An 8,860-nucleotide genomic window follows, 5' to 3' on the forward strand; every position below is an offset into this window, starting at 1 on the left:
CGCCAGCTCCTGATATTGCGTTGGATGTGCTGTTTACACGGCTCGCCTGGCAAACGAAAGTCAAAATCATCACGGAAAATGAAAAGCCGAAACAGAGGCCTGCAGCCTTCCCGACCATCGCCGGACGTTGCTTTCCGCCGCACGATCGCCTACCTCAGGACGATCCATCGCTCCTCAGGGACGATCCATCGCTCATCAAGACGACCATCGCTCAAAGAGACATACCCTTGACCCCTGTTCCCGCTCGCCCGGCGCTTGTCGTCTTCGATCTCGACGGCACCCTTCTCGATACCCATGTGGACCTGGTCGAGAGCCTGAACCATACAATCGCGGCCCTTGACCTCGAACCGGTCAGCTATGACGACCTCACCCATCTCGTCGGCCAGGGCGCGCGCGTGATGATCGAGCGCGCCTGCCGGCTGCGCGGCCATCCGCTCGAAAGCGATACCCTGCCGCCGCTGGTCGAGCGCTTCGTCGCCCATTATGCCGGCAATATGCCCGGCCGGACCGAACCCTATCCTGGCCTGGTCGCCGCCATGGACCGGCTGAAATCTCAGGATTACCGCCTCGCCGTCTGCACCAACAAGATGGAGAGCCTGGCACTCGGCCTGCTCGGCAAGCTCGAGCTTACCCGGTATTTCGACGCCATCACCGGCGGCGACAGCTTCGAATACCGCAAGCCCGACGCCCGCCACCTCACCGGCACCATCGAACGCGCCGGCGGCGACATCACCCGCACCGTGATGATCGGCGACAGCGTCAACGATATCGCCGTGGCAAGAAACGCCGGCGTACCGTCGATCGCCGTGCCTTTCGGTTATTCCGACGTGCCGGTTTCAAGCCTCGATCCGGATGTTATCATCACCCATTTCGATGCGTTGACACCGGAACTGGTGGAAACGCTGTTGCGGGAATATGCGGAGAAGATCGCCGTCTGAGGCGGAGCCGTTCCTCACTCTCTGCCGGCGTGCCGTGGGGTATCACGCCGCAAGCCCTCTCCGCTTTGTTCCATTCGTGCGCGCGGAAAATAACAAAAACGGGCGGCCCAAAGACCACCCGTCAGCATCACTAATCAGAGCTGATTATCAGATCTGCGCCCCACGCGCCTTGCTCGTCGCATCGAAAGCCTTGTCGACATAAGCGTCGCGGCCGTAGACGTCGTCGAAATATTCCACCACGCCGTCCTTGTTCGGCCAGGCGGTGAAGTAGGACACATAGACCGGGATCTTTTGCGGCACACGCACCGCATGATTCTGCCCGCTGGCTATCTGCTTGGCGACGTCGTCGACCGTCGTGCCGAGCACGGCGGCCGCCATCGCCCGCGGATCGGCAAGGCGTACGCAACCGTGGCTCAGCGCCCGCATGTCGCGCTTGAAGAAACTCTTCGACGGCGTGTCGTGCATGTAGATCGCGTGGCTGTTCGGGAACAGTATCTTCAGTTCGCCGAGCGCATTGTCGCTGCTCGGCGGCTGGCGCACCGAAACATTGTTGGTCGAGCCGTACCAATCGACGCTCGACGAGGCGACGGCGTGGCCGTTTACCTCGACCTCATAACCGAGCTGGTCGAGATAGTTCGGATCCGAACGCAGCTTCGGCAGCATCTCGTTGATGATGATCGACTGCGGCACGCCCCAGAACGGGTTGAACTCGACCGTCTCGATTTCGTCGTCGAAGAAATAGGTCTGGTTGTTCTTGCCGCCGACCACCACGCGCATCGACAACTGTTCCTTGCCGTCATTGTGGTAGTAGACCATGTAGGCCGGCTGGTTGATCATGACGTAGCGGGAACCAAGATCCTCCGGCAGCCAGCGCGCCTGTTCCATGGCGACAACGAGCTTGTCGATCTTCGAGGCATTGGTATCGCCGCCGGTCATGGCGCGCACAGTCGCCTGGCCGATGACGCCATCGGGCTTCAGCCCACGCTCTTTCTGGAAATCCTCGACCAGCGAAACGATGTCGGGCGAATAGTCGATGCTGCCGGCGTAAGCAGCAAGAGTTGCTGCATGATCGGTCCTCAGCGTTTCGGAACCGTGCTTGCCGATCGCCTTGACGATATTGGCGATCTCCGGCGAGCTGTCGCCAGGCCTCAGCAGCCTGTCGAGCGAAACGACGATTCGCTCCTCATTGCCGCCGTCGGCGGCGCGAAGCTTGGCAAGCTCCGCCTTCAGCGCCTGGAATTGTGGACTATCGGGCGAGCGGCTGGCGATGTAGGCGCCGACATCCGGGCTCATGCGGGCAAGCTTCAGCACCGGGGCCAGGTTAACCACCTTGCGCTGGAAGTCGTGATAGCCGGAGATCTTGTTCGGATCGATGCGGCCGCGCACCGTGTCCTGGACGAAAGCGAGCACCTTGGCGGAGAGATCGAGCTCGAACTGTGTCAGCGCCCGGTCGCGGAAGGCGGGGTCCGGATTGGCCGGATCGATATCAGGCGTCTGGACGGCGTAGTCCGCCGGGTCGAGGCCAACGAGGGCCGCATCGGCAAGTGCCAGCATCGCCGACTTGGCGCGGTCGTTGATCTGGTTGCCCTCTACCCAGACGAGCGGATTGCGGCTGTTGCCGTAATAGGCTTCGAGCGCCTTGGCGACGTCGGTATTGGCGCGCACCTTGGCCTGTGCCAGGAAACGACGCTGCACGGCGGGTTCGGCGGCGGCATCGCCGCTGCCCGAGACATCGGCGACCGCGCCGGTGACGACCGGATCTGCGAACCTGCCGGTATCGACGAACTGCAGCGTCTCGGTTTTATAGGTGTAATCGCGCGGACCGCTCACTTTCGGCAGCGGCGCTTCCGGGTCGAGCCCGCCGAGCGATCCGCCAACGCCGCCCCGCTGGCCTACGCGGCCGGGCGGCATCTGGTCCATGAAGATAGTGCTCTGGGTCCGCTGCCTGTCGCCGCGCAGCATATCCATCAGTGTGTAAGCATGCGCGGGAGCGGCGCTCATCACTGCCACGCCGCAGGAAATTGCCAACGCGGATGCCGCGCTTTTAAAAACGAAGGTCATATATATTCCAGTCCCGGTGTCATGCTGTTCTCAGCTCAAATCCCGCGAAATTCAAGCAGCGTAGGGCCTCATTGATCAGAAACCGGCGTGCGCCGCCAGCGCCGGCGGACTCAATTCTATGTGACGGAGATCCTGCCCGGCGCCGCCCAGCAGTTCACACAAAATTATGAAATTATTAGTTAATTTTTTACCGAATTTTCGCCGCCAGACCAGCCCGGCGAAAACGCGCGGACGCATAAAATTTCCAAAGTGGCTTAAAAGGCACGCCGAAAAGCCCGCGCAAACATGACTTCCGATTTCAATATTTCGCGCGGGGTCCAGTTTTCTTGTCGGACTTTCCAACCTATAAGACCTCATCTTTCGAAAATGCCCGAAAACAGCATGTAAAGGGAAGGCAAGGCCGATGACCGCAACCCGCACCGAAACCGATACTTTTGGCCCGATCGAGGTCGCCGTCGACCGATATTGGGGCGCCCAGGCCGAGCGTTCGCTCGGCAATTTCAAGATCGGCTGGGAAAAGCAGCCGCTGTCGATCGTGCGCGCGCTCGGCATCGTCAAGCAGGCCGCTGCCCGCGCCAACATGTCGCTCGACCAGCTCGATCCTGCCCTCGGCAAAGCGATCGTCGACGCCGCCCAGGAGGTGATCGACGGCAAGCTGAACGACCACTTTCCGCTGGTCGTCTGGCAGACCGGTTCAGGCACGCAGTCCAATATGAATGCCAACGAAGTGATCTCCAATCGTGCGATAGAAATGCTCGGCGGCGTCATGGGTTCCAAGAAGCCGGTGCATCCGAACGATCACGTCAACATGAGCCAGTCGTCGAACGACACCTATCCGACGGCCATGCACATCGCCTGCGCCGAGCAGATCGCCCATCACCTGCTGCCGGCCCTGAAGCACCTGCATGCCGCCCTCGACATGAAGGTCACCGAATTCAGCCACATCATCAAGATCGGCCGCACCCACACCCAGGATGCGACGCCGCTGACGCTCGGCCAGGAATTTTCGGGTTATGCCGCCCAGGTCGGCTCCGCGATCAAGCGCATCGAAATGACCCTGCCCGGCCTATGCGAGCTCGCCCAGGGCGGCACTGCCGTCGGCACCGGCCTCAACGCGCCGGTTGGCTTTGCCGAAAAGGTCGCCGAAGAGATCGCCGCCATCACCGGCATGCCTTTCGTCACCGCGCCGAACAAGTTCGAGGCGCTCGCCTCGCATGACAGCATGGTCTTTTCCCACGGCGCCATCAATGCGGCCGCCGCCGCCCTCTTCAAGATCGCCAACGACATCCGCCTGCTCGGTTCCGGCCCGCGCGCCGGCCTCGGCGAGCTGGCGCTGCCGGAAAATGAGCCCGGCTCCTCGATCATGCCCGGCAAGGTCAATCCGACCCAGTGCGAGGCGCTGACGCAGGTCTGCATCCATATCTTCGGCAACAACGCGGCGCTGACCTTCGCCGACAGCCAGGGCCATTTCGAGCTCAACGTCTACAATCCGATGATGGCCTATAATTTCCTGCAGTCGGTGCAGCTGCTCGCCGACGCCGCCGTCTCCTTCACCGACAATTGCGTCGTCGGCATCGAGGCGCGCGAGGACAATATCAAGGCCGGCCTCGAACGCTCGCTGATGCTGGTGACGGCACTTGCCCCGAAGATCGGCTACGACGCAGCCGCCAAGATCGCCAAGACCGCCCACAAGAACGGCACGACGCTGAAGGAAGAGAGCCTCGCCAGCGGCCTGGTGACGTCGGAAGAATATGATGCAATCGTTCGCCCGGAAACGATGATCGGGCCGAAGTAGGAAGGTCGCATAGGCCACAGCCCCTCATCCGGCTGCCGCCACCAACCGGGGTCGAGCCACAGGTCTCGACCCGTCCTTCGGACCCCCGCTCGCGGGGAGAAGGGGATATGCCGCAACGCCTCGACTCCCTCCAGCCTATAGCAAGGCAAACAGCGAAAAATTGTCCATCACGACAGAATTGCCCATGAAGTCGAAACGGATTTCTTCGATGTCTTCGAGATTGACCTCGAGAGTGGGGCCGGCGACCTCGAGCTCCTGCTGATAGACGATCTGGCCGTCGTTCAGCGCGGTGAGCGTCAGGTGGAAGGGCGCTGCCGACAATTCGGCAATCGAAACGCTCTGAAAGGTGAATTCCCCGCCATCGAGCATTTTCAAGCTTACGGGCGCAGAACCCGGCGATAGAACGGTATCGCTGAAACCGTCCTCGGTGATGGCGTTGACGCCCGGGATCGTATCGTAGACGATGCCGTTCAGCAGCGTCACCTCGTGGCTGCCATTCACCGAGAGCGCAAAGTTGCGATAGTCAGGCAGAGAGAAATTATCGGCCCTGGATAAGACGCCCAAATCGTCGAAATCCAGGTTTTCATGGTATTTGTCGCCTTCGTTGACGCCGTCGATCGCGAGCGTCAGCACGCCGAGGTCCGTGCCCCCCGAGCCATCGGACATCTTGAAGCTCAGCTTCTCGATGAGCTGATCGTATTTCGATAAATTTTTCACGACGTCGAGCGTGTAGTCCAGTTCGTACTCGAAGTGACCGTCAGGTTTCAGTCTGAAGGTTCCGTACTCGCCCCGTATGATCGTTTCGTGGTCAGGCCCATGTTTGGCGTCGATACGCACGCCATTGACGAAGCGAACATACATGTCCGCTCCCTCGGGATCGCTGGAGAGGCGCAGCAGATTCCCACGGATCCAATTGTCTTCGAAAAAAACGAGAAGGTCGTCGACAGCAGTTGGCTTTGCATTTGTCATTGGAAGCCCCGGCAGGTTAACGCTGCCGGGAATATGTACTGGCCTCCAACAGAAGGCAACTTGAAGTCGTCTTTTTGTCGGACCGATTTCGACGGTTCGCCTCATCCGCCGCGCGTGGTCCCGAGTGCATTTGCAGGGCAGCGGATTTAGACCGGTTCCAATCTAGCGACGCCCTACCAGAAAGGTCACTTCGATGGCTGACGATCTCTTCCCCCTCGGCAAGGATGCCACCCCCTATCGCAAGCTCAGCGGCGACCATGTCTCGGTCGACACGTTCAAGGGCCAGGAGATCCTCACCGTCGAGCCGGAAGGCATCCGCCTGCTGGCCGAAACCGCCTTTGCCGACATCAACCACCTGCTGCGCCCCGGCCATCTAAAGCAGCTCGCCTCGATCCTCGACGACCCCGAGGCGACCGACAACGACCGTTTCGTCGCCTACGATCTCTTGAAGAACGCCAATATCGCCGCCGGCGGCGTGCTGCCCATGTGCCAGGATACCGGCACGGCGATCATCATGGGCAAGAAAGGCCGCAGGGTCTGGACCGAAGGCGAAGATACGGCAGCGCTCGCCCGCGGCGTCATGGACGCCTACGAGAAGAAGAACCTGCGTTACTCGCAGCTCGCGCCGGTCAAAATGTTCGAGGAGAAGAATACCAAAAACAACCTGCCGGCCCAGATCGACATCTATGAGGAAGGCACCGACGCCTACGAATTCCTCTTCGTCGCCAAGGGCGGCGGCTCGGCCAACAAGACCTTCCTTTACCAGGGCACGCCCTCGCTCTTGACCCATGACCGGATGATCGACTTCCTTAAGGAGAAGATCCTGACGTTAGGGACGGCAGCCTGTCCTCCCTATCATCTCGCGATCGTCATCGGCGGCACCTCGGCCGAGATGAACCTGAAGACCGTCAAGCTCGCCTCTACCCGCTATCTCGACGAGCTGCCGACCGAAGGTTCCGAGAGCGGCCACGCTTTTCGCGACGTCGAGATGGAGAAGGAAATCCACAAGCTGACGCAGCAGATGGGCGTCGGCGCCCAGTTCGGCGGCAAGTATTTCTGTCATGACGTGCGTGTCATCCGCCTGCCCCGCCACGGCGCCTCGCTGCCGATCGGCCTCGGCGTCTCCTGTTCCGCCGACCGTCAGGCCAAGGGCCGCATCACCCGCGACGGCATCTTCGTCGAGCAGCTCGAAACCGATCCGTCGAAATACATGCCCGAGATCGACGAGGCAAAACTGTCGGAATCGACAGTGCGCATCGACCTCAACCGGCCGATGGCCGAGGTTCTCGCCGAACTCTCCAGGCATCCCGTCAAGACGCGCCTCTCCTTGACCGGCACCATCATCGTCGCCCGCGACCTCGCCCACGCCAAGATCCGCGAGCGGCTGGAAAAGGGGGAAGGCATGCCCGATTACCTGAAAAACCATCCGGTCTATTATGCCGGCCCGGCCAAGACACCGGTCGGCTACGCCTCCGGCTCCTTCGGCCCGACCACGGCCGGCCGCATGGACAGTTACGTCGATCAGTTCCAGTCTTTCGGCGGCTCGATGGTGATGCTAGCCAAGGGCAACCGTTCGCGCCCCGTGCGCGAGGCCTGCAAGAAACACGGCGGCTTTTACTTGGGCTCCATCGGCGGCCCCGCCGCCCGTCTCGCGCAGGACTGTATCCGCAAGGTTGAAGTGTTCGAATATCCCGAACTCGGCATGGAAGCGGTCTGGAAAATCGAAGTCGAAGACTTCCCCGCCTTCATCGTCATCGACGACAAGGGCAATGATTTCTTCCAGGAGCTGAATCTAGGGTGATGGGCAGGCTGCGTTGCCGCCTGCTCTACCGTGCCGACGACTTATCCGACGCGTCGACATTCCGCGCCGTCACCGCCTCGCCCACACTCACCACATCCCCGGCATCGCCCCTCGCCAGGATCTCCGTGCGGAACGCACCGGCAAAGAAGCCGGTGTGCTCCAGCAGCGAGGCGCCGGCGGCGAGGACAGTGAAGGTCAGGATGGCGAAAGAAATATGGTGGGAGGTTTCCACGATCTCACGCCCTGGCTTGCCGGCTACGATCGGGTTTGCCAACAAGAAATATCACCCCGAAATACCGGAACTGCAATACGAAACCGCCAAAACCAGCTGTCGACAAGATGAATACGGTCCTCGGCAGAGAAGAACTGCAAGTTTTTCAGACACTGTACCCGCCCAGCGAGTATGCGCTGTCCCACTAAAGATACGTTTTTCCGTGGAGAATCATAGGTCTGATCGAAGTATTGCCCCATGGGGCATTTGTCGTATGTAATCTTTGGTATATATCGCTTTAATCTTTTCCCAAGAAATTTAAGCTAACAAATAGAATATTGCCTTTGAATATATGAGGAGTTCGCCGGATGAATACGGCTGTCGCGCCCAAGGTGCCGGTTCCCGACGTTGCGGGTCAGATCACCTATGCCATGCGCTCCATGGGCGTCGCGCCGATACCGCGCAATTACCAACTCTTCTACGAGGCCTATATCGGCTCCAATCCAGCCCTCACCCGCGAGCTCGCGGCCCTCGGCGGCCAGGTGACCCAGGCCGAACTCGATGCGCTCGGCGCGCAGCATTTCACCCACAGCCCGGCCCGCGTCTTCGACGATGCCCATACGCGCATTGCAGGCGAACTCGATGGCCTGCTGCGCATTCTCAAGCAGGAGCAGAGCTCGCTCGAAAGTTATACCAGGCTGCTCGGCGAGACCCACAAGCGCATCACCTCCAAGAGCAATGCCAGCGTCGAGCTGATCGAAAACGCCATCGATCTGCTGAGCCAGGCAACCGGAGACACTATGGCGCATGGCGAACGCACCGTCGAGGACGTCGTCCAGCGCACGCAGGAGATGGATCAGGTCCGCAAGGAACTCGACGAATACAAGCGCATCGCCAACACCGACTCGCTGACGCGCCTTTCCAACCGCCGCGCCTTCGACGACCGCCTCGCCGCCATCTTCGACAATTCGAGCATGCGGCCGGTGACGGCGCTGCTGCTCTGCGACATCGACAATTTCAAGAAGATCAACGACACCTACGGCCATCCGGTCGGTGACAAGGTGCTCGCCACCGTCGCCTCCGTC

The 8,860-nt window shown here is 60.7% G+C and carries 8 protein-coding genes; 4 read left to right on the forward strand and 4 right to left on the reverse strand.

Annotation, left to right across the window (positions count from 1 at the left end; genetic code table 11):
* The first annotated feature begins 221 nt into the window (after nt 1-221).
* Nucleotides 222-938, forward strand: coding sequence for an HAD family hydrolase (locus FY112_RS07140; RefSeq protein WP_181018175.1), 717 nt, complete (start codon nt 222-224; stop codon nt 936-938).
* A gap of 147 nt (nt 939-1,085) precedes the next feature.
* Here FY112_RS07140 and FY112_RS07145 read toward each other — a convergent pair whose 3' ends face one another.
* Both FY112_RS07145 and FY112_RS36645 read right to left on the reverse strand, forming a co-directional pair.
* A complete protein-coding gene (locus FY112_RS07145; protein WP_151518063.1) occupies nt 1,086-2,999 on the reverse strand; it encodes a murein L,D-transpeptidase in 1,914 nt (637 codons plus the stop codon).
* A gap of 75 nt (nt 3,000-3,074) precedes the next feature.
* Nucleotides 3,075-3,236 (reverse strand): hypothetical protein, encoded by a 162-nt coding sequence (locus FY112_RS36645; protein ID WP_165504108.1) that lies wholly within the window; start codon nt 3,234-3,236, stop codon nt 3,075-3,077.
* A 166-nt stretch (nt 3,237-3,402) separates the two neighbouring features.
* Between FY112_RS36645 and fumC the strand changes: the two genes are divergently transcribed.
* A complete protein-coding gene (fumC, locus tag FY112_RS07150; protein ID WP_151518064.1) occupies nt 3,403-4,794 on the forward strand; it encodes a class II fumarate hydratase in 1,392 nt (463 codons plus the stop codon).
* Between the two features lie 135 nt (nt 4,795-4,929).
* On the opposite strand, the gene FY112_RS07155 is transcribed toward fumC, so the two are convergent.
* On the reverse strand, nt 4,930-5,763 hold the full coding sequence (locus FY112_RS07155) for a VCBS domain-containing protein (protein ID WP_151518065.1): 834 nt from the start codon (nt 5,761-5,763) through the stop codon (nt 4,930-4,932).
* A gap of 193 nt (nt 5,764-5,956) precedes the next feature.
* Here FY112_RS07155 and FY112_RS07160 point away from each other — a divergent pair, with 193 nt between their 5' ends.
* Nucleotides 5,957-7,564 (forward strand): fumarate hydratase, encoded by a 1,608-nt coding sequence (locus tag FY112_RS07160; protein WP_151518066.1) that lies wholly within the window; start codon nt 5,957-5,959, stop codon nt 7,562-7,564.
* Between the two features lie 25 nt (nt 7,565-7,589).
* Here FY112_RS07160 and FY112_RS07165 read toward each other — a convergent pair whose 3' ends face one another.
* Nucleotides 7,590-7,796 (reverse strand): hypothetical protein, encoded by a 207-nt coding sequence (locus FY112_RS07165; RefSeq protein ID WP_151518070.1) that lies wholly within the window; start codon nt 7,794-7,796, stop codon nt 7,590-7,592.
* 347 nt (nt 7,797-8,143) lie between these two features.
* On the opposite strand from FY112_RS07165, the gene FY112_RS07170 reads away from it, so the two are divergent.
* The coding region (locus FY112_RS07170; protein ID WP_246700627.1) for a GGDEF domain-containing protein at nt 8,144-8,860 on the forward strand (717 nt) is incomplete at its 3' end.

The organism is Rhizobium sp. PEPV16 (genome assembly GCF_008919455.1).
In the GTDB taxonomy this organism is placed as follows: domain Bacteria; phylum Pseudomonadota; class Alphaproteobacteria; order Rhizobiales; family Rhizobiaceae; genus Rhizobium; species Rhizobium leguminosarum_Q.